At 72.9% G+C, this 19,223-nt stretch carries 20 protein-coding genes; 7 read left to right on the top strand and 13 right to left on the bottom strand.

The window, feature by feature from the left end; genetic code table 11:
* Positions 1-15: 15 nt before the first annotated feature.
* The 12 genes from rpsO to rimP all read right to left on the bottom strand — a co-directional run bounded on the left by rpsO (position 16) and on the right by rimP (position 11,491).
* A complete protein-coding gene (rpsO, locus tag AC3YO9_RS16090; protein WP_127782386.1) occupies positions 16-285 on the bottom strand; it encodes a 30S ribosomal protein S15 in 270 nt (89 codons plus the stop codon).
* 174 nt (positions 286-459) lie between these two features.
* The gene (locus AC3YO9_RS16085; RefSeq protein WP_489983879.1) at positions 460-954 is read right to left on the bottom strand and encodes a helix-turn-helix domain-containing protein; all 495 of its coding nucleotides are present in this window, start codon (positions 952-954) and stop codon (positions 460-462) included.
* Positions 951-1,931 carry a bifunctional riboflavin kinase/FAD synthetase gene (locus AC3YO9_RS16080; RefSeq protein WP_489983878.1) on the bottom strand — a complete coding sequence of 327 codons (981 nt, stop codon included), beginning with the start codon at positions 1,929-1,931 and terminating at the stop codon, positions 951-953. Before AC3YO9_RS16080 ends, AC3YO9_RS16085 begins: the two co-directional genes overlap by 4 nt.
* Positions 1,932-1,963: 32 nt before the next feature.
* Entirely contained in the window at positions 1,964-2,938 is a 975-nt protein-coding gene (truB, locus tag AC3YO9_RS16075) for a tRNA pseudouridine(55) synthase TruB (protein WP_489983877.1), read from the bottom strand.
* A gap of 84 nt (positions 2,939-3,022) precedes the next feature.
* Positions 3,023-4,399 carry an MATE family efflux transporter gene (locus tag AC3YO9_RS16070; protein WP_489983876.1) on the bottom strand — a complete coding sequence of 459 codons (1,377 nt, stop codon included), beginning with the start codon at positions 4,397-4,399 and terminating at the stop codon, positions 3,023-3,025.
* Positions 4,396-5,367 (bottom strand): DHH family phosphoesterase, encoded by a 972-nt coding sequence (locus tag AC3YO9_RS16065; protein ID WP_489983875.1) that lies wholly within the window; start codon positions 5,365-5,367, stop codon positions 4,396-4,398. The genes AC3YO9_RS16070 and AC3YO9_RS16065 overlap by 4 nt, the downstream gene beginning before the upstream one ends.
* The gene (gene rbfA / locus AC3YO9_RS16060; RefSeq protein WP_127782380.1) at positions 5,367-5,858 is read right to left on the bottom strand and encodes a 30S ribosome-binding factor RbfA; all 492 of its coding nucleotides are present in this window, start codon (positions 5,856-5,858) and stop codon (positions 5,367-5,369) included. The genes AC3YO9_RS16065 and rbfA overlap by 1 nt, the downstream gene beginning before the upstream one ends.
* A 126-nt stretch (positions 5,859-5,984) precedes the next feature.
* Complete coding sequence (locus AC3YO9_RS16055) at positions 5,985-6,278, bottom strand: DUF503 domain-containing protein (protein ID WP_127782379.1); 294 nt, start codon at positions 6,276-6,278, stop codon at positions 5,985-5,987.
* A gap of 78 nt (positions 6,279-6,356) precedes the next feature.
* A complete protein-coding gene (gene infB, locus AC3YO9_RS16050; protein WP_489983874.1) occupies positions 6,357-9,296 on the bottom strand; it encodes a translation initiation factor IF-2 in 2,940 nt (979 codons plus the stop codon).
* 88 nt (positions 9,297-9,384) lie between these two features.
* Entirely contained in the window at positions 9,385-9,663 is a 279-nt protein-coding gene (locus tag AC3YO9_RS16045; protein ID WP_346773869.1) for a YlxR family protein, read from the bottom strand.
* 74 nt (positions 9,664-9,737) lie between these two features.
* Positions 9,738-10,793, bottom strand: a complete 1,056-nt coding sequence (nusA, locus tag AC3YO9_RS16040; RefSeq protein WP_127782378.1) for a transcription termination factor NusA — start codon at positions 10,791-10,793, stop codon at positions 9,738-9,740.
* Complete coding sequence (gene rimP, locus AC3YO9_RS16035) at positions 10,790-11,491, bottom strand: ribosome maturation factor RimP (protein ID WP_489983873.1); 702 nt, start codon at positions 11,489-11,491, stop codon at positions 10,790-10,792. Before rimP ends, nusA begins: the two co-directional genes overlap by 4 nt.
* 94 nt (positions 11,492-11,585) lie before the next feature.
* Here rimP and AC3YO9_RS16030 point away from each other — a divergent pair, with 94 nt between their 5' ends.
* The 3 genes from AC3YO9_RS16030 to AC3YO9_RS16020 are packed head-to-tail and all read left to right on the top strand — an operon-like array spanning position 11,586 to position 13,026.
* Positions 11,586-12,155: a hypothetical protein gene (locus tag AC3YO9_RS16030; RefSeq protein WP_489983872.1), complete on the top strand. Its 570-nt coding sequence runs from the start codon at positions 11,586-11,588 to the stop codon at positions 12,153-12,155.
* Positions 12,152-12,619, top strand: coding sequence for a DUF4439 domain-containing protein (locus tag AC3YO9_RS16025; RefSeq protein ID WP_127782375.1), 468 nt, complete (start codon positions 12,152-12,154; stop codon positions 12,617-12,619). Before AC3YO9_RS16030 ends, AC3YO9_RS16025 begins: the two co-directional genes overlap by 4 nt.
* Positions 12,616-13,026: a YjbQ family protein gene (locus tag AC3YO9_RS16020; RefSeq protein WP_489983871.1), complete on the top strand. Its 411-nt coding sequence runs from the start codon at positions 12,616-12,618 to the stop codon at positions 13,024-13,026. The genes AC3YO9_RS16025 and AC3YO9_RS16020 overlap by 4 nt, the downstream gene beginning before the upstream one ends.
* A 16-nt stretch (positions 13,027-13,042) precedes the next feature.
* Here the strand turns inward: AC3YO9_RS16020 and AC3YO9_RS16015 are convergent, their stop codons facing one another.
* A complete protein-coding gene (locus AC3YO9_RS16015) occupies positions 13,043-14,779 on the bottom strand; it encodes a proline--tRNA ligase (RefSeq protein ID WP_489983870.1) in 1,737 nt (578 codons plus the stop codon).
* Positions 14,780-14,899: 120 nt separating this feature from the next.
* On the opposite strand from AC3YO9_RS16015, the gene AC3YO9_RS16010 reads away from it, so the two are divergent.
* The 4 genes from AC3YO9_RS16010 to AC3YO9_RS15995 all read left to right on the top strand — a co-directional run bounded on the left by AC3YO9_RS16010 (position 14,900) and on the right by AC3YO9_RS15995 (position 19,159).
* Positions 14,900-15,835 carry a DoxX family protein gene (locus tag AC3YO9_RS16010; protein ID WP_489983869.1) on the top strand — a complete coding sequence of 312 codons (936 nt, stop codon included), beginning with the start codon at positions 14,900-14,902 and terminating at the stop codon, positions 15,833-15,835.
* A 108-nt stretch (positions 15,836-15,943) separates the two neighbouring features.
* Positions 15,944-16,681, top strand: coding sequence for a peroxide stress protein YaaA (yaaA, locus tag AC3YO9_RS16005; RefSeq protein WP_489983868.1), 738 nt, complete (start codon positions 15,944-15,946; stop codon positions 16,679-16,681).
* A 69-nt stretch (positions 16,682-16,750) separates the two neighbouring features.
* Entirely contained in the window at positions 16,751-17,602 is an 852-nt protein-coding gene (locus tag AC3YO9_RS16000) for an SGNH/GDSL hydrolase family protein (RefSeq protein WP_127782370.1), read from the top strand.
* 126 nt (positions 17,603-17,728) lie between these two features.
* Positions 17,729-19,159: an NCS2 family permease gene (locus AC3YO9_RS15995; protein ID WP_127782369.1), complete on the top strand. Its 1,431-nt coding sequence runs from the start codon at positions 17,729-17,731 to the stop codon at positions 19,157-19,159.
* Positions 19,160-19,223 lie beyond the last annotated feature (64 nt).

Below are 19,223 nucleotides of genomic sequence, written 5' to 3'. Positions count from 1 at the left end.
CCCCACCGGGTTGCATCAGCGACGCAGACCGAGCCGCTCGATCAGCGAGCGGTAGCGCTCGATGTCGACCTTGGCGACGTACTTGAGCAGGCGACGACGACGCCCGACCAGCAGCAGCAGGCCGCGGCGGGAGTGGTGGTCGTGCTTGTGCATCTTCAGGTGCTCGGTGAGGTCGCGGATGCGCTTGGTCAGCAGCGCGACCTGGGCCTCGGGGGACCCGGTGTCGGACTCGTGCAGGCCGTACTCGCTGAGAATGGCCTTCTTGTCCTCGGTGCTCAACGCCACGTACTGATCTCCTCGTTCACTGACGTCCGTGCGGGACGGTCGCCGGGCGGACCCGGCAGGAGCAGAGCCCTGCGCGGTGCTGCCGGAGGCGACCGGGGCGGTCCTGAGTGACCGCCGTGACCAGTGCTGGCCGGGTGTCGCCGCCACGGACCGCAGCCACACCTTCTGCCCACACTAGCAGGGAGCAGATACCGCAGCCTGCGACAACAGCCTGGCCAGCACCGGAGACTCCGCCGCGACCAGCTGGGCACACCGGGCGAGCTCGTCGGACCCGCACAGCTCGCGCAACGCCTGCACCAGCGACGGCGTTCCCGCCGCGACGGCGGCGTGCACCGGCCCGCGCTCCCCCGCCGCCTGGGCCACCACCACTGCCGGCGCCGCGGTGGCCACCTCGTGCAGGACCTGCCGGCGCCGGGCCTGCCCGGCGATGGTGAGCGCAGCCCGCTCCAGCAGCACCAGGCGGGCCAGCGCCACCGGGTTGGCCAGCTTCTGCCGGCGCCCGCTCATCACCTGGCTGAGCATGGGTGCGCTGACTCCGAGCACGGCGGCCAGCTGAGCCTGGGAGATGTCGAACTCCACCACCAGGCGGCGGGCACGCTCGCCGAACGGTTCGCCGTAGTACTCCCGCTGCTTGTCCAGGTTCCGGCGGACCGTCTCGGCCGTGCTCACCCCCGGTCGCCCTCCGGCGCAACCCCCAGCAGCTCCCGGGTGCGCTCGATGTCGTGGGCCATCGCGGCCGTCAGGTCGGTGACCTGGTCGAACTTCTCCATGCCGCGCAGCCGCGCCACGAAGTCCACTGCCACGTACTGGCCGTAGAGGTCGGCGGTGGTGTCGAGCACGAAGGCCTCCACGGTGCGGGTGCGGCCGGAGAAGGTGGGGTTGGTGCCCACCGAGACCGCGGCCGGACAGCGCTCGCCGGGGGTCACGCTGCCCACCGTGGGCCCCTTGCCCAGCAGGGTGAACCACGCGGCGTAGACCCCGTCGGCAGGGATGGCGGAGTGCATCGGCGGGGCGATGTTGGCGGTGGGGTAGCCCAGGTCGCGGCCCCGGCCGTCACCGCGCACCACCACACCCTCCAACCGGTGCGGACGGCCGAGCGCCTCGGCCGCGGCCTGCACGTCGCCGGCGTCCACGCAGGAGCGGATGTAGGTGGAGGAGAAGGTGACGTCGTGCTCCACCAGCAGGCCCACGCCGTCGGTGCTGAAGCCGAAGCGCTGCCCCAGCCGGTGCAGGGTCTCGATGTCGCCCTTGCCGCCGCGGCCGAAGGTGAAGTTCTGCCCCACCACCACGTCGGCGGCGTGCAGGCGCTCCACCAGCACCTCGTGCACGAAGCCCTCGGCGGACAGCCGGGACAGCTCGGCGGTGAAGGGCAGCACGCAGAACACGTCCACGCCCAGCTCCTCGGCCAGGTCGGCCCGGCGGGCCAGGGTGCTCAGCTGCGCGGGGTGGCTGCCCGGGCGGACCACCTCGGCGGGGTGCGGGTCGAAGGTGAGCAGCACGCACGGCACGTTGCGGGCGCGGGCGTGCTGCACCGCCGTGGAGATCAGCTGGGCGTGCCCGCGGTGCACCCCGTCGAAGACGCCGATGGTGACGACGCAGCGCCCCCACCCGGCCGGTACTCCGTCAAGTCCTCGCCACCTCTGCACACCATCACCCTAGTGGCAGACCTGGATCCGGATCAGTTGGTGCCAACCTGCTGCTGGGAGCGGTGCTGGGCGAGGTGCTCGGCGCGCAGCGTGGCCGGGCGCACCACCATCACCGTGCGGGCTCGGTTGCCCGTCTCCTCCAGCAGCGCCACCGCCAGCCCGTCCGGGCCGACCGCGGCGTGCACCCCCTCGATCCCCACCGGCTCCAGCCAGCGGCCCTGGCTGACCGACTCGGCCTGCTCGGCGGTGACCTCCCGCGACCCGAAGGCCGCCCGGATCGCCTCGTCCACGTCCAGGCTCACCCGGGGCGCCTCGGCCAGCTCCTCCAGGGTGCGGGCGTGCTCCAGGGTGAACGAGCCCACCCGGGTGCGCCGCAGCGCGGTGAGGTGGCCGCCCACCTCCAGGGTGGCGCCGAGGTCGCGGGCCAGCGCCCGCACGTAGGTGCCCGAGGAGCACTCCACGTCCACGTCCAGGTCGAGCACGGGGTCGCCGTCGGCGGTGGTGGTGCGGCGTCGGGCGTTGACGTGCAGCCGGGACACGACGACCGAGCGGGCGGCCAGGTCCACCTGCTCCCCCGCCCGCACCCGGGCGTGGGCGCGCTGGCCGTCGACCTTGATGGCGCTGACGGTGGCGGGCACCTGCTCGATGGCACCGGTGAGCCCGGCGATCACCTGGTCGACGGCGTCGTCGCTGAGCCCGCTGGGGTCGCCGACCGTCTGCACCTCGCCCTCGGCGTCGTCGGTGCTGCTGGACTGCCCGAGCCGGATGGTGGCGGTGTAGGCCTTGGTGGTGAGGCTGAGCAGGCCGAGCATCTTGGTGGCGCGCTCCACCCCCAGCACCAGCACGCCGGTGGCCATCGGGTCGAGGGTGCCGGCGTGGCCGATCTTGCGGGTGTTGAGCAGCTTGCGGCAGCGGGCCACCACGTCGTGGCTGGTCAGGCCCGCGGGCTTGTCCACCACGAGCAGGCCGGCGCCGGTCAGGCCGTCGTTGTCAGGGAGCTGGGACACTGCACCGATCCTGCCAGAGCCGCCGGTGCGCCCGGACCACCCGTTGGGCGCCGGGTGGACCCCGTCACTTCCGGGTGGACCCCGTCACGACCGGGTGGCGCCGGCCACCGCCCAGCGCCCCGACCGGGTGCGCACCACCACGGCGGCCAGGCGCAGCAGCATGAAGACGCTGAGCCCGGTCCAGATGCCGACCAGGCCCCAGTCCAGGGCCAGGGAGAGCCAGATCAGCGGCAGGAAGCCCAGCACCGCCGAGCCCAGGGTGGCGGTGCGCAGGAACCGTGCGTCCCCGGCACCCAGCAGCACGCCGTCCAGGGCGAAGACCACCCCGGCCACCGGCATCATCGCCACCAGGAACCACCACGCCTTGGGGATCTCGGCGAGCACGGCGGCGTCGGCGGTGAACACCCGCGGCAACAGCCCGCTGGCGGCGGCGAAGGCCAGGGCCAGCCCGACGCCCAGCACCGCCGACCAGCGGGTGATCCGCCAGGCCAGCGCCCGCGCCGAGGCGGTGCGCGAGGCACCCAGCGCCGCGCCCACCAGCGCCTGGGCGGCGATGGCGAGGGAGTCCAGCACCAGCGCCACGAAGTTCCACAGCTGCAGCACCACCTGGTGCGCGGCCACGCTGGCCGCGCCGAAGCGGGCGGCCACCGCGGCGGCGGAGAGGAAGCAGAGCTGAAAGCCGAGGCTGCGCAGCAGCAGGTCGCGGCCCAGCACGAGCTGCGCCCACATCAGCGCCGGCTGGGGCCGCAGCCGCACCCCCGGCTGCGCGTGCGCCTCCCGGCGCAGGGCCTGCAGGAACAGCGCAGCGGCCAGCACCTGCGCCACCACGTTGGCCACCGCGGAACCGGCCAGGCCCATCCCCACCGGGTGCACCAGCACCGGGCAGAGCACCGCCGAGACGGCGTTGCCCACCACCACGTAGCGCAGCGGGCGCACGGTGTCCTGCACGCCCCGCATCCAGCCGTTGCCCGCCAGCGTCACCAGGATGAGCGGGGCGCCGAGCACGGCGATGCGCAGCCACTGCTCGGCCTCGGCAGCCACCTCGCCGCCGCCGGCCAGCACCCGGGTGATCGGGCCGGCGAACAGCTGCACCCCGAGCACCACCAGCACCCCGATGGCCATGGCCAGCCAGGTGGCCTGCGCACCCTCGGTGACGGCGTCCGCCCGGCGGTGCGCACCGTGCAGCCGGGCCGCCCGGGCGGTGGTGCCGTAGGAGAGGAACGTGAGCTGGGTGCTGACCTGGGCCAGCACCACCGCTCCCACGGCCAGCGCACCCAGCGGCACCGCACCGAGGTGGCCGACGACGGCGGTGTCCACCAGCAGGTAGACCGGCTCGGCGGCCAGCACGCCCAGCGCGGGCAGCGCCAGCCGCGCAACCTGCCCGGCGGATCCCTCCTCGCGCGGGAGGGTGTCGGCGGCCTGCGGGGTGGGGCGGTCGTCCCGGTCTGCTGCGCGGCTCATCCGAGCACGGCCAGCAGCGCGGCGACGACCTCCTCGGCCGTGCCCACCGCGGAGTACCCGGCGGCCAGCCGGTGCCCGCCGCCGCCCAGCGCGGTGGCCGCCGCAGCGACGTCCACCTCGCTCTTGGCGCGCAGGGACACCGTCCAGCCCAGCTCGCTGGTCTGCTTGAGCACCGCGGCCACCTCGGCCTCCGAGGCGGTGGCGACCAGGTCGATGATGCTCTCGGTCTCCTCCGACCGCAGTCCCCCGATGTCGGCAGCGGGGACCACCGCGTAGGCCAGGCCACGCCCACCCGCGGCGGAGCGCTCCAGCACCGCCGAGCCCAGCACGCGGGAGAGCAGCTGCAGCCAGGCGAAGGGGTGGGTGTCCATCAGCGGGCGCACCACCTCCACCGGGTTGAGCCCCGTGGCGATGAGCCGGGACGCCAGCTCGTGGGTCTGCGGCCGGGCGCGCCGGAACGAGGAGGTGTCGGTGACCAGGCCGGCGTACAGGCAGTACGCCAGGTCCCGGTCGAGCTCCACGCCCCACGCGGCGAGCACGTCGGCCACCAGCACCGTGGTGGACTCCGCGAACGGGTCCACCAGGTTGGCGCTGCCGAAGTAGGTGTTGGACGCGTGGTGGTCGATCACCAGCGTCTGCTTGGCGGTGTCCACCCGGTCGCGCAGGTCGCCCAGGCGTCCGCTGCTGCCGCAGTCCACCACCACCAGCAGGCCGGGGGCGGGGTCCACCTCCGTGGGCGGCACCAGCAGGTCCTGGCCCGGCAGCGAGCGCAGCGACTCCGAGGGCACCGCCGGGTCGGCGAAGGACACCTGCACCCCGATGTCCGCGCGGCGCAGCGCGATGCCCAGGGCGAGCGCGCTGCCCAGCGCGTCGGCGTCCGGGTTCACGTGGCACAGCACGGTGACAGCCTCCGCCGTCCCCAGCAGGGTGGCGGCCTCGGACGCGCTGATCTCGGACGAGGCGGTCATCAGTCGGTGCCTGCACCACCGAGGCTGCTGCGGTCCACCACGTCCTCGTCGTCCTCGCGGACGCGCGGGACTCGGTAGGGATCGGGCTCGCCGGCCGGGACGGCCCGCGCTGCCGCGGCCGCCACCTCGGCGTCGCGGGCCCGAGTCTTGGCGAGCAGCTCCTCCATGTGGCGCGCGGTGTCGGGCACCGTGTCGGCCACGAAGGTCAGCGTCGGGGTGAACCGCACGCCGGTGCCGGCGCCCACCCGGGTGCGCAGCGCACCCTTGGCCTGCTCCAGCGCGATCGCGGCGCCCTGGTAGTCCGGCTCCTCGTCGACCTTGGCCCCCATCACCGTGTAGAAGATCGTCGCGTCGTGCAGGTCCGCGGTCACCTTGGTGTCGGTGATGGTCACCAGGTCGAGCCGGGGGTCCTTCACCTCGTGCTCGATCGCCGTGGCGACGATCTGGGAGATCCGCTTCGCAAGCTTGCGCGCCCGCGCGGGGTCGGCCATGACGGCCACCGTCCTCATCAGTGTCGTGGATGAATGTTGTTCAGTATGGGGTTCGTGCGCCTGCGGGGCCGACGCCGGCCCGGCACGAGAAGCGTTGTCCGCCAGTGCCACTGAGACCAGCGGCGGCTAGTCGTGCGGGCCGAGGACCCGGCGGTGCGCCGAGAGCAGGTCAAGCTCCGGCCGCCCGGCCACCATACGCTCGCAGGAGTCCAGCACCTGGTGCATGTGAGCAGCATCCGACGAGACGACGGCAACACCGATCACGCTGCGCCGGTACCGGTCCTGCAGTCCAGCCTCGGCCACCGACACCTCGAAGCGGCGCCGCAGCTCGGCCACCACGGGCCGGACCACGGAGCGCTTCTGCTTGAGCGAGGCGACGTCACCGAGGAGCACGTCCAGCTCGAGGACACCCACGTACACGTCGGCACCTCCGGCTGGTCGAGCCACAACCGCGCGGGTTGGGTGTGCTCGTGGCACACCCAACCCGCGCGTTGCGGACTAGTCGCGCGGCTTCTCGCGCATCTCGTAGGTCTCGATGATGTCGTCGACCTTGATGTCGGAGTACGACAGGGTCAAACCACACTCGAAGCCCTCGCGAACCTCCGTGACGTCTTCCTTCTCCCGCCGCAGCGAGGTGACGTTGACGTTCTCGGCGATGACGCGACCGTCCCGGATGAGCCGGGCCTTGGCGTTGCGCTTGACCTGGCCGGACTTGACCATGCAACCGGCGATCGTGCCGACCTTGGAGGAGCGGAACAGTGCCCGGATCTCCGCGCGGCCCAGCTCGACCTCTTCGTAGATCGGCTTGAGCATGCCCTTGAGCGCGCTCTCGATCTCGTCGATGGCCTGGTAGATCACCGTGTAGTACCGGATGTCGACACCCTCGCGAGTGGCCAGCTCAGTGGCCTTGCCCTCCGCGCGGACGTTGAATCCGATGATGATCGCGTTGGACGCGGCCGCCAGGTTGACGTTGGTCTCGGTGATGCCACCGACACCGCGGTCGATGACGCGCAGCTGCACCTCGTCGTCGATCTGGATGTTGTACAGCGCCTCCTCGAGGGCCTCCACCGTTCCGGAGTTGTCGCCCTTGAGGATGAGGTTGAGCTCGTTGGTCTCCTTGAGCGCCGCATCCAGGTCGTCCAGGCTGATCCGCTTGCGGGAGCGAGCCTGCAGCGCGTTGCGCTTGCGCGCGTTGCGACGGTCGGCGATCTGCCGCGCGATGCGGTCCTCGTCGACCTTCAGCAGGTTGTCGCCGGCACCGGGCACCGAGGTGAACCCGATGACCTGCACCGGGCGCGACGGGGTCGCCTCGAGGACGTCCTCGCCGTGCTCGTCGACCATCCGGCGCACCCGACCGTAGGCGTCACCGGCGACGACGGAGTCACCGACGCGCAGCGTGCCTCGCTGGATGAGCACGGTGGCCACCGGGCCACGGCCGCGGTCGAGGTGGGCCTCGATGGCCACACCCTGGGCGTCCATGTCCGGGTTGGCCCGCAGGTCCAGCGCCGCGTCCGCGGTGAGCAGCACGGCCTCCAGCAGGGCGTCGATGTTCGTGCCCTGCTTGGCGGAGATGTCGACGAACATCGTGTCGCCGCCGTACTCCTCGGCCACCAGGTTGTACTCGGTGAGCTGCTGGCGGATCTTCTCGGGGTTGGCCCCCTCCTTGTCGATCTTGTTCACCGCCACCACGATCGGCACGTCCGCTGCCTGGGCGTGGTTGATGGCCTCCACCGTCTGCGGCATGACGCCGTCGTCGGCGGCAACCACCAGGATCGCCAGGTCGGTGGCCTTCGCACCACGGGCACGCATGGCGGTGAACGCCTCGTGACCGGGGGTGTCGATGAAGGTGACCAGTCGCTGGTTGCCCTCGAGCTCGGTGAGCACCTGGTAGGCACCGATGTGCTGGGTGATGCCACCGGCCTCGCCCTCGCGGACGTTCTCCTTGCGGATGGTGTCCAGCAGTCGGGTCTTTCCGTGGTCGACGTGACCCATGACGGTGACCACCGGCGGACGCACGACGAGGTCCTCCTCGCCGCCCTCGTCCTCGCCGTAGGTGAGGTCGAAGGCGTTGAGCAGCTCGCGGTCCTCGTCCTCCGGGCTGACCACCTGCACGACGTAGTTCATCTCGGAGCCGAGCAGCTCCAGGATCTCGTCGTTGACCGACTGGGTGGCCGTGACCATCTCACCGAGGTGGAACAGGGCCTGCACCAGCGCAGCGGGGTTCGCGTCGATCTTCTCGGCGAAGTCCGACAGCGAGGCACCGCGGGCGAGCCGGATGGTCTCGCCGTTGCCGTGCGGCAGCCGCACGCCGCCGACGGCGGGCGCCTGCATGCTCTCGTACTCGGCGCGCTTCGCCCGCTTCGACTTGCGACCGCGACGGACGGGACCGCCCGCGCGACCGAAGGCACCAGCCGCAGCACCGCGACCGCGGTTGCCGCCACCGGGACGACCCCGGAAGCCGGAGCCCGCGGGGGGACCTGCCGGCGCACCGGTGCCACCACCGCGGTAATTGCCGCCGCCACCGGGACCGCCGGTGCGAGCACCGCCGGGAGCACCCGGACGACCGGGACGACCACCAGGACCGGCGGCCGGACGGGCCGCGCGCTGGGGCATCGCACCCGGGCTGGGACGCGGCGGCATGTTGCCAGGGCTGGGCCGGGGACCACCGGCGCCAGGAGCCGGACGCGGTCCGCCAGGACCGGCGGCCGGACGCGGTGCACCCGGGCGCGGAGCACCGGCACCGGGGGCAGGCGCTGCACCCGGACGCGGGGCAGCCGCAGGGCGCGGCGGCGTCGGGGCAGAGCTGAACGGGTTGTTGCCCACTCGCGGAGCCTTGGGCGCCGGAGCCTTGGGACCAGGCTTGGGTCCGGCCGGCGACGGGGCCGACGGAGCCTGGGCTGCGGGAGCCTGAGCCGCGGGGGCCTGGGGCTCCGGAGCTGCCGGTGCCTGCGGGGCAGGAGCCTGCGGCGCGGGAGCCGGAGCTGCCGCGGGGGCCTGCGGTGCGGGCGCACCGGGCTTGGCCGAGGTGGCCCGAGCCGCGGGTGCCTGCGGGGCCGGAGCCTGCGCGGCCGGGGCCTGCGGCTCCGGACGCTGGGCGGCAGGTGCCTGCGGGGCAGGAGCCTGCTGGGCCGGCGACGGCGCGGGAGCGCCCGGCCGGGGGCCGGACGGCTGCTGCGCTGCAGGCGCTTCGGGGGCGGACGGACGCGCGCCGGGACGGGGTCCCGGACGGGCTCCACCAGGCGTGGGCTGCGCGGCGGGGGCCGCGCTGCTGCCGTTCGCTCCGGGGAATGCCTCCCGCAGTCGACGGGCGACTGGCGCCTCGACCGTGGAAGACGCTGACTTCACGAACTCGCCCTGCTCCTTGAGCTTGGCGAGAACATCCTTGCTGGTGACACCGAGCTCTTTCGCTAGCTCGTGCACGCGGGCCTTACCTGCCACTGCTCTCCTTACTGGGAGGCCGGCGGCAAGATCCGCACGACCTCGGTTACAACCGACGGACGTTCATCACTGAGACTTCACGGGGTGCTCATGAGTTCTTGGCCTGTCTTCCTTGGTGGGCATGCTCTGTGGTGCTCACCGAACTGTCCGCCACGAGGGCGGCTGCTGCACTGACGTCGAGCGGACCAGGAACACGCAGTGCCCTGGGAAGTGCTCGCCGCCGCTCCGCAGCGTCCAGACACCGGCTGGTGGGGTGCAACCACGCACCCCGTCCGGTCATCCTGTGCTGCGGATCAGGGATCACGCACGAGCCTCGCGCAACTACCCTGAGCAGTTCGGCGGTCGACGCCCGGACCCGGCACCCCACACAGGTCCGTTGCGGCTGGTGTGCCGCGGCGGACCGAGTGGAACACAGGGCGTCAAGCTCGACCACGGACAAGTCTAGCGCTCCTGCCGGCCTTGCGACGAACCGTCCCGTTCACCCGGTCCCGCGGCGGCCGTCTCGTCGGTCGGCGCCGCGTCGCTGCGGATGTCGATTCGCCACCCGGTGAGCCGCGCGGCCAGCCGTGCGTTCTGCCCTTCCTTGCCGATCGCCAGGGACAGCTGGAAGTCCGGGACCACCACGCGCGCAGCGCGAGCCGCCTCGTCCACCACGGTGACGCTGACGACCTTGGACGGCGACAGGGCGTTGCCGACGAAGCGGGCGGGGTCGTCGTCGTAGTCGATGATGTCGATCTTCTCCCCCGCCAGCTCGCTCATGACGTTGCGCACGCGCTGCCCCATCGGACCGATGCAGGCGCCCTTGGCGTTGAGCCCCGCCACCTTGGTGCGCACCGCGATCTTGGACCGGTGCCCGGCCTCGCGGGCGACGGCCATGATCTCCACGGAGCCGTCCGCGATCTCGGGCACCTCCAGGGCGAAGAGCTTGCGCACCAGGTTCGGGTGGGTGCGGGAGAGGCTGATGACCGGCCCGCGCTGGCCGCGGGTGACGCCCACGACGTAGCACTTGACCCGCTCGCCGTGCTCGTAGCTCTCCCCGGGCACCTGCTCAGCCGGTGGCATCACGCCCTCCACGCCGGTGGCCTCGCTGCCGATGCGCACCACCACCATGCCGCGGGCGTTGGCCCGGGAGTCGCGCTGCACCACGCCGCCGACGATCTCGCCCTCGTGCGTGGCGAACTCGCCGAAGGTGTGCTCGTGTTCGGCGTCGCGCAGCCGCTGCAGGATCACCTGTCGCGCCGTGGTGGCGGCGATGCGGCCGAAGCCCTCCGGGGTGTCGTCCCACTCGGAGACGAGGTTGCCCTCGGAGTCGACCTCGCGGGCCATCACCCGGACCAGGCCGGTTCGCCGGTCGACGTCGATGCGGGCGTCCGGCTGGTGGCCGTCGACGTGCTTGTACGCGGTGAGCAGCGCGGACTGGATCGCCGAGATGACGGTCTCGATGGACACGCCCTTCTCCGACTCGATTGCGCGCAGGGCCGCGACGTCGATATTCACTTGTTCTCCTCGTTGTCCGCCACGGCGTTGTCCACCGTGCTCGATCCCCCCGCGTCACTGTCTTCGGTGTCTTCGGTGTCTTCGGTGTCTTCGGTGTCTTCGGTGTCGTGGTCTTCGGTGTCGTGGTCTTCGGTGTCGTCGTCATGGGTGCCGCCGGTCGCTTCCCCCAGCTCGACCGGCTCCCCGGGGACCGCACCGCGGGGCGCTCCGGTGATGGCCAGCTCGGCCGGGTCCGGCCGGGAGAACTCCACCTCGACCACGGCGGCGCGGACGTCGGCCAGCGCGACGGTGCGCACCTGTGGCTGCGGTCGAGCGGTCAGCACCAGCGTCACGGTGCCGTCGACGACCTCGCCCACCCGGCCGCTCACCTTCTCCTGCTCCAGGGTGACGGCGACTCGTCGGCCGCGGGCACGGCGCCAGTGCCGCTCCAGGGTGAGCGGGCGGTCCACACCGGGCGTGGTGACCTCGAGGGTGTAGGAGGAGTCGGCCACGCCGGGCGTGGCGTCGAGCACCGCGGAGATGGCCCGGCTCAGCTCGGCGACCTCGTCGAGCTCCAGCCCGTCCTCGGAGTCCACGATGATGCGGACGACGCTGCGACGGCCCGCTGCGGAGACCGTGACACCTTCCAGGTCGCAGGCGAAGCCGGCGACGACGTCACCGATGAGCTCGGTGACCTTGTCTGGGGGCGGGACGGGCATGAGTGGGGCTCCCAGCTGGGTTGAGGCGTGCAGTTGTGGCAGGCGACTGGAGTGCGCCCGCGAATGCTCAGACTAGCGGCTCGCGGCTGGCAAGATGACCGTCGTGCCTCCCGTTACAAGCCCCGTCCTGCCGGTGCTCACCCGCCGCCGCTTCGCGCTCGGTGCCACTGCGGTGGCAATGACCCTGGCGGCCAGCGGGTGCGGGGTGCTGGGCGGCTCGGACAGCCCTGACCAGCAGGAACAGGACATCGAGCCTCGGGTGGACCCGCTGATCGCCCTCGCCGCCGCAGCCCGTGCCGACGCCGCCGCAGCCACCCAGCTGGCCACCACCGTTCCCGAGCAGGCTGTGGTGCTCAGCACAGTGTCCGCCGACCGCACGGCGCACGCCGAGGCCATCGAGGCGGAGGTCACCCGCGCCGCGGGCCCCACCCCGGCCACCCCGCAGTCCGGGGCCACCACCACCAACCCGCCGGCCACCACGTCCGCGGCCGGGTCGACGGCCCCGGCCACCCCGGGCCCGGCCACCGTGGCCGAGCTCAAGACCGAGCTGCAGGCCCACGAGCGCGCCGCCGCCGAGCTGGCGCGGACCGAGCCGGCCTACCGCGCCGGGCTGCTGGGCTCCGTCGCCGCCGCCTGCGCCAGCCACCAGGCGGTGCTGGCATGAGCACCCCTCGCACCCCCGACGCCGCCGAGCAGCAGCAGGCCCTGGCCGACGCCGTGGCCGCCGAGCACGCTGCCGTGTTCGCCTACGGCGTGGTGGACGCCCACGCGTCGCCGCAGCGCCAGGCCTGGGTCACCGCCGTCTCCGCCGCACACCGCGCCCGCCGCGACGCCACCAGCGAGGCGCTGCGGGCCACCGGCGCCACCCCGCCGCACGCCGCGGCCGGCTACACGCTGCCCGTCGCGGTCAACGACCCGATCACGGCCGCCGAGCTGGGCGTGCGGGTGGAGACCGAGACCGCGGTGGCCTGGCGGGCCGTGCTGGAGCGCTCCGCGCCCGACGCCAGCGCCACCGGCCTGCGGGCCACCGCCGCCGCGGCGCTCACCGACTGCGCGGTGCGCGCCGCCTACTGGCGTGCCGCGCTGACCACCAACCCCGTCACCACTGCCTTCCCGGGACAGCCATGAAGACCACCGTGCTCGAGGTGCGCACCGGCTCCGCCGAGACCGTCGCCGACCTGACCGCCGACTGCGCCCGCTTCCTCGCCGACTGCGACGCCGACGAGGGCCTGCTCAACGTGTGGGTGCCGCACGCCACCGCCGGGGTGGCGGTGCTGGAGACCGGCGCGGGCAGCGACACCGACCTGCTGGCGATCCTGCGCGAGCTGCTGCCCGCCGACGACCGCTGGCGCCACCGGCACGGCTCCCCCGGCCACGGCCGCGACCACGTGCTGCCCGCGCTCGTCGCCCCGCACGCCACCATCCCGGTGCTCGGCGGCGAGCTGGCGCTGGGCACCTGGCAGTCGGTGTGCCTGGTGGACACCAACGGCGACAACACCACCCGCCAGGTCCGGCTCAGCTACCTGCGCGGCTGAGCCGGACCTCGGGGAGCTACCGCCCGCTGAGCAGCTCCAGCGCCTCGGCGGCGGGGACCTCGCGGCTGGTGCCGGCGAAGCGGTCGCGCAGCTCCACCATCCCGTCCTTCCAGCCGCGGCCCACCACGCAGATCACCGGCACGCCCAGCAGCTCGGCGTCGGCGAACTTGACGCCGGGCGACGCCTTGCGGTCGTCCAGGAACACCCGCACCCCGCGGGCGTCGAGGTCAGCGGCCAGCTGCTCCGCCCCCGCCGTGGCGTCGGCGTCCTTGCCGGCGATCACCAGGTGCACGTCGGCCGGGGCCACCTCGGCGGGCCAGCGCAGGCCGCGCTCGTCGTGGCACTGCTCGGCGATGACGGCGACCAGGCGAGACACGCCCACGCCGTAGGAACCCATGGTGGGCCGGACCTTCTTGCCGTCCTGGCCGAGCACGTCCACGGTGAACGCGTCGGTGTACTTGCGGCCGAGCTGAAAGATGTGGCCGATCTCGATGCCCCGGGCGGCCACCAGCGGCCCGCCGCCGTCGGGCGAGGGGTCGCCGTCGCGGACCTCGGCGGCCTCGATGGTGCCGTCGGGGGTGAAGTCGCGCCCGCAGACCAGGTCCACCACGTGCTTGCCCGCCTCGTCGGCGCCGGTGATCCAGGCGGTGCCGGTGACCACGCGGGGGTCCACCAGGTAGCGCACGCCGTTCGCGGCCAGCGCGCGCGGGCCGATGTAGCCCCGGACCAGGAACGGGTTCTTGGCGAAGTCGGACTCGGTGAGCAGCACCACCTCGGCCGGCTCCAGCGCCGCCTCCAGCCGCTTGGTGTCCACCTCGCGGTCGCCGGGGATGCCGACGCCCACCAGCTCCCACTCACCGCCCGGGAGCTTGGTCTTGACCAGGATGTTCTTCAGCGTGTCGGCCGCGGTGACGGTGCGGCCCAGGTCAGCACCGTTGGCCCACGTCACCAGGGCGTCGATGGTGGCGGTGTCCGGGGTGTCCAGCACCCGGGCCTCGGGCAGGCCCTCCAGCGACCGGGCGGGCGGGGCCACCGTGGTGACGGCCTCCACGTTGGCCGCGTAGCCGGACTCCAGGCAGCGGACGAAGGTGTCCTCACCGTTCGCGCTCTCGGCCAGGAACTCCTCCGACGCCGAGCCACCCATGGCTCCGGACATGGCCGAGACGATGACGTACTTGAGGCCGAGGCGCTCGAACATCCGTTGGTAGGCGCCGCGGTGGGCCGCGTAGGACTTGGCCAGGCCCTCGTCGTCGAGGTCGAAGGAGTAGGAGTCCTTCATGATGAACTCGCGGCCGCGCAGGATGCCCGCGCGCGGGCGCTCCTCGTCGCGGTACTTGGTCTGCACCTGGTAGAGGGTGACCGGGAAGTCCTTGTAGGAGTTCAGCTCACCCTTCACGGTGAGCGCGAACATCTCCTCGTGGGTGGGGCCCAGCAGGTAGTCGTTGTTCTTGCGGTCCTTGAGCCGGAACAGCGCCGGGCCGTACTCGGTCCACCGGTTGGTGGTCTCGTAGGGCTGGCGGGGCAGCAGCGCCGGCAGGCTGATCTCCTGCGCACCGATGGCGTCCATCTCCTCGCGCACCACCCGCTCCACCTCGCGGAGCACCCGCAGGCCCAGCGGCAGCCAGGAGTAGACGCCGGGAGCGATGCGGCGCACGTAGCCGGCGCGCACCAGCAGCTTGTGGCTGGGCACCTCGGCGTCAGCGGGGTCGTCGCGCAGGGTGCGCAGGAACAGGGAGGACAGGCGGGTGATCACGGGTGGTCAGCGTAGTCGCCGACGCGCGGGCCTCCCGCCGTCCTGCGGAGTGGCGTTCCCCTTCGTAGAGTTGGCGAATAGGGTCCTATAGGTCCATCACCGTCACCACAGGAGGATTCAGTGCTGATCCGTCGTCTTGCTCGACCCATGCTCGCCGCCTCGTTCATCTCGGGGGGCATCAACACGCTGCGCAACCCGAGCGCGCGGGTCGAGCAGGCCACCCCCCTCATCAACAAGGCTGAGGAGGCCCTGCCCGACGACGTCACCGCCAACGTGCCGACCGACCCCGACACCCTGGTGAAGATCAACGCCGGCGTGCACGTGCTGGGCGGGCTGCTGCTCGCCACCGGCAAGGCACCCCGCCTCGCCTCCACCGTGCTCGCGGCCTCGCTCATCCCCACCACGGTCGCCGGCCACCCCTTCTGGGAGGCCACCGACCCGAAGAAGAAGGCTGCTGACCAGCAGCAGTTCATCAAGAACGTGGGCCTGCTGGGCGGGCTGATGCTCGCGGCCGTGGACACCGAGGGCAAGCCTTCGCTGGGCTGGCGCGGACGCAAGGCCGCCAAGGCTGCCAGCGCCGCCGTCTCCACCGCGGTTCCCTTCGCCGCCGCCGGCGCCTCCGGCAAGGGCGAGTCCCTGGCCGGGGCCGCCAGCAAGGCCGCCGAGCGTGGCCAGGAGCTGGCCCACCGCGTCGCCGAGAGCGACACCACCAAGCGCCTCTCGGCCTCCAGCGAGCAGCTGGCCCAGGCTGCCCGGGTGCGTGCCGCCGAGCTGGCCCGCCTGGCCGCCGAGCGCGGCGGTGAGCTGGCCCAGGTCGCCAGCGACCGCGGACCGGTGCTGGCCGAGCAGGCCAAGGCCCGCAGCGCGGTCCTCGCCGCCGTGGCCGGCGAGCGTGGCTCCGAGTGGGCCGACCTGGCCCGGGCCCGTGGCGCCGAGCTCGCCACCGTCGCCAGCCTGCGTGGTGCCGAGCTGGCCGAGCAGGCCCGCGAGCGCGGCGCCGAGCTGGCCAAGGAGAGCGCGAAGCAGCGTCGCAAGGCGGAGCGTCGCTGGCTCTGACCTGACGATCACCGACGGCCCGGCAGGTTCCTGCCGGGCCGTCGGCGTCTGTCCGGGGGAGGTCGGGGCGCCCGGTCCCGCCGTGACCGGCGGCGATACGGTAGGTCAGTGCTCGTGCTGCTTCCGCCGTCGGAGACCAAGGCTCACGGCGGCGACGGACCCCCGCTCGACCTCGCCACCCTCGGCTTCGCCGAGCTGACCGAGCTGCGCCGCACCCTGCTGGACGCGCTCACCAAGCTGGCCACCGACCCCCCGTTGATGATGGCCGCGCTCGGCCTGGGCCCCAAGCAGGCCGACGAGGCCGAGCACAACGCCCGCCTGTGGGAGGCGCCCACCACCGCGGCGCTGGACCGCTACACCGGTGTCCTCTACGACGCCCTCGACGCCGGCTCGTTCACCGCCGCCCAGCGCGACCGGGCGCTGTCCCGCCTGGCCGTCGGCTCCGCCCTCTTCGGCCTGCTCCGCGCCGGTGACCGCATCCCCCGCTACCGGCTCTCCGCCGGCTCCACGCTGCCCGAGGTGGGCACCCTGCGCGCCCGGTGGCGCCCGGTGCTGGTGCCCGCGCTGGAGGCGGTGGACGGGCTGGTGGTGGACCTGCGCTCCGGCGCCTACGCCGCGCTCGGTCCGGCGCCGGGTGCGGTCACCGCCACGGTGCTCACCGAGCAGCCCGACGGCAGCCGCAAGGTGGTCAGCCACTTCAACAAGTCCCACAAGGGCCTGCTGGCCCGCGCGCTCGCCCTGACCCGTGCCGAGCCGGCCGACGTGCGCGGCGTGGCCGCCGTCGCGCGCCGCGCCGGGCTGCGGGTGGAGATCAGCGGTCCCACCGAGCTCGTCCTGCTCACCTGACGCTTCCTCGCCTTCCGGGCACGCCCACCGGCGCCCCCGGCTCCACCCCCCAGACAGGAGACCCCTGCTGTGCCTGCCCGCCCGTCCCGGCCCTGGACCCGCTACGTCGCCATCGGTGACTCCTTCACCGAGGGCATGAGCGACGCCCACCCCGACCAGCCCGACTACTACGTGGGCTGGGCCGACCGCCTGGCCGGGCACCTGGCCGCCATCGCCGAGAACGGCAGCGCCAGCTCCGGCGGCCCCGCGCACGCGAACACCCCGGCCGCAGGGCTGTCCTACGCCAACCTGGCCATCCGCGGCCGGCTGCTGGCGGACATCGCCGGCCGCCAGACCGACGAGGCGATCGCGCTGGCCCCGGACCTGGTGAGCATCAGCGGGGGCGGCAACGACATCATGCGTCCGCGTGCCGACGTCGAGGCGCTGGCCGCCGAGCTCGACGACGCCGTGGGCCGGCTGCGCGCCGCGGGGGCAGACGTGCTGATCGCCACGCCCGCCGACCCCAGGGGCGCGCCCGTGGTGCGCCACACGCGCGGCCGGGTGGCCACCTACACCGCGCACATCTGGACCATCGCCCGCAAGCACGACGCCTACGTGCTCAACCAGTGGGGGCTCGCCCCGCTGCAGGACTGGCGGATGTGGGCCGACGACCGCATCCACATGACCAGCGAAGGTCACCGGCGCGTGGCGCTTGAGGCGCTCAGCACGCTGGGCTGCTCCCCCACCGAGACCGGGTGGGCCGACCCGCTGCCGGTGCAGCCGACGCCCAGCCGCCGCGAGAACGCCAGGGAGACGGCGCGATGGGCCCGCGAGCACCTCGCACCCTGGGTGCAGCGGCGCATGCGGGGGGAGTCCTCCGGCGACCTGCTCGGTGCCAAGCGCCCAGAACTGCGGCCGATCGGCCCTCTCACCTGCGGCTAGTATCACCGCGTCACAACGGCGTGACCACCACGCCAGCAGCGATCGCAGCGGCGGCCACTTCCCATCTCCCTGGAGACACCTTTGACCACGGCGCAGACCTCGCCACGTCCGGCGCAGACGAGCTTCATGGACCGCTACTTCAAGATCACCGAACGAGGGTCCACGGTCGGCCGTGAGGTGCGGGGCGGCATCGTCACCTTCGTGACCATGGCCTACATCGTGGTGCTCAACCCGCTGATCCTCGGCAGCTTCTCCGCCGACTCCCCCAGCGCGCACCGCGACGTGGTGGGCAACATCCTCCCGGTCGCCCAGGTCGCCGCCGTCACCGCGCTGGTGGCGGGCGTGATGACGATCTTGTTCGGCGTCATCGCCAACTACCCGTTCGCCATCGCCACCGGCCTCGGCATCAACACCCTGCTGGCGGTCACCATCGCCCCGCAGGTGACCTGGCCCGAGGCCATGGGCCTGGTGGTCATCGACGGCATCATCATCCTGGTGCTCGCGCTCACCGGCTTGCGCACCCGGGTGTTCAACGCGGTGCCCAGCGCGCTCAAGGCGTCCATCGCCGTCGGGATCGGCCTGTTCATCGCCTTCATCGGCCTGGTCGACGCCGGCTTCGTCCGCCGGCTGCCCGACGCCGCCAACACCACGGTGCCGGTCGGGCTGGGCATCGAGGGTTCCATCGGGTCCTGGCCCACGTTCGTGTTCGTCTTCGGCGTGCTGCTCATGGGCGTGCTGGTGGTGCGCAAGGTCCGCGCGGGCCTGCTCATCGGCATCGTCGTCACCACCGTGCTCGCCGCCATCCTGCAGGCGATCTTCGACGTGGGCCCGTCCAACGGCGTGGACCCCAAGGGCTGGAACCTCAGCGTCCCGATCCTGCCGGACGTCTTCGCCAGCCTGCCCGACCTCAGCCTGGTCGGTGAGGTCAGCTTCGGCGCCTTCGCCCGCATCGGTGCGCTCTCGGCCAGCCTGCTCGTGTTCACCCTGGTGCTGGCCAACTTCTTCGACGCCATGGGCACCATGACCGGTCTGGCCAAGGAGGCCGACCTGGCTGACAAGGACGGCAACCTCCCCGGTGTCGGCAAGGCCCTGGTGGTCGAGGGCGTGGGTGCCATCGCCGGCGGTGTCGGCTCGGCCTCGTCCAACACCGTCTTCGTCGAGTCGGCCTCCGGCATCGCCGAGGGCGCCCGCACCGGCCTGGCCAACGTGGTCACCGGCGTCCTCTTCCTGGCGGCCATGTTCCTCACGCCGCTGTACTCGGTGATCCCCATCGAGGCCGCCGCTCCCGCGCTGGTGGTGGTGGGCGCGCTGATGATCGCCCAGATCAAGGAGATCGACTTCAGCGACCTCTCCATCGCGCTGCCGGCCTTCCTCACCATCGTGGTCATGCCGTTCACCTACTCCATCGCCAACGGCATCGGCGTCGGCTTCATCACCTGGGTGGTGCTGCGGGTCGCCCGCGGCCGCCGCAAGGAGATCAACCCCCTGCTGTGGGTGGTGGCGCTGCTGTTCGTCGCCTACTTCGCCGTCGGGCCGATCGAGGACCTCATCGGCTGACACCCCTCGGACGCCAGACGCCCTGTCGCCCATCCTCACGGATGGCGGCAGGGCGTCTGGCGTT

Source organism: Rhodococcus sp. Z6_132 (assembly GCF_058133635.1).
This window is presented reverse-complemented; position numbering and strand designations above follow the sequence as displayed.